Origin of the sequence: Bacillus sp. JJ1764 (assembly GCF_036962145.1) — a bacterium.
Taxonomy (GTDB): domain Bacteria; phylum Bacillota; class Bacilli; order Bacillales; family Cytobacillaceae; genus Neobacillus.
Genome location: NZ_JBALNY010000212.1, coordinates 1 through 1,626 on the forward strand (window position 1 = coordinate 1; position 1,626 = coordinate 1,626).

General features: G+C 30.9%; 1 protein-coding gene. It reads left to right on the plus strand.

Annotation, left to right across the window (positions count from 1 at the left end; genetic code table 11):
* Positions 1–611: 611 nt before the first annotated feature.
* Positions 612–1,626, plus strand: a 1,015-nt coding sequence (locus V7083_RS22190) for a heparinase II/III family protein (RefSeq protein ID WP_335482170.1), incomplete at its 3' end; no start/stop codon positions are given.

Here is a 1,626-nt window from a genome sequence, read left to right on the forward strand (position 1 = left end):
AGTAGTAGTTTTTCTTTCCCCTGATTCCATTAGCATAAACTTAGCTTCTGCTTCAACTTGCTTAATCAGACATATTAAATTTTCAGCATCCAAGGGCTGTATCTCTCTAATTAACATTTGAATTCCCCCGATTCCATTGTGATTACCCAAAATTGTAAATTATATTTATTAAACTAACCTTCCAAGTTACTTCAATAAGAAAATGCATTACCGTTGTTCAGTAACGCCCCCTTTTGTTTAAGTGTAATCCTTCACAATCTCTATTCTCAAATTTTTATTTGGACGAAAAATGCTGAGAAAAATCTCAGCTTTTTCCTATTCCCTTAGTCATGTAAACGTGTTCTGTAAATTTACCTACAAGGTAATTCGTTTAACTTAATGTACCAATTAAATCTATCCCTTATTTTTTTAAAAAGAAAAGAGCCTTGGTTTGGACTCTTATGGAACTGTATATTTTCTTTATGAAAAGTACACTATTTGAACAATATGTGACATAAATCGTAATTACATATGACAATTCTACTTTTTTAAATCATATAATCCCTTACCATATTTTCACATTTTTGTTTTTTCTATATAATAGTAGCCAGATTGAAAATTGGAGGATTTTTATGATATTTAAACGCTCTAAATCGAATAAAAAATCATTAGAAATTGCTAATGAAATAACACATGATTATTTATACGTAAACAAATCTTTCTCTCCATATAAATCTGATAGTGTGATAACTTGGAAGGAAAATCCATTTAATGACAAAACATGGTGTTTTTATTTTCATAGTTTAGATATGGTTGGATATTTAATGAATGCTTATGAATTAGATCCTAGACAGGAATACTTGGAAAAATCTAAATGGTTTCTGGAAAGTTGGATATCCTCCAATCCTTCACCAGAAAACCAAGTAAGTCCGTTTGCATGGGAAGATCATAGTACAGCGAATCGAGTTATTAATATCATTTACTTTTTGGAGTTCTATAGAGAATCAGAGTTATACGATGATACATTCTATCAAAAAGTATTAGGCACATTAGAAGTTCACGGACAGTTCCTATACGATGATAAAAATTACAACTTCTCCAATAATCATGGAATATTTCAAGATCGTTCTTTACTTGAATTATCGATTATGTTCCCTGAATTTACGGATTGTCATAAGTGGTTTGATAAAGCAATTAAGCGAATAGAATCTCGTTTAGAAAGAGATGTTACTGTTAGCGGCGTACATAAAGAACACAGCGCTTCCTATCACATCGTAGTATTAAAACTTTTTCGCGAGATAAATGACTTTTTACTTTACCACAACAAGAGTGTCCCTATATTGAAAGATAAAGTATTCAAAATGGAAGAATATTTAGCTCATATAGTTAAACCAGATGGAAAAATTCCAATGACAGGAGATTCTGGTAACGATTCAATTTCATTTCTAAGTGTAGAAAATATTACTAACCCTAAATTACTTTATGTTCGCTCCAACGGAAATGTAGGTGAAATACCTACAAAGGATATTGTCTATAAAGATGCTGGGGTAGCAATATTCCGAAATGATTGGGAAATAAATACACCTATTTATCTTAAATTTATATCTTCCTTTCATTCTCAAACACATAAGCACGCAGATGATCTTC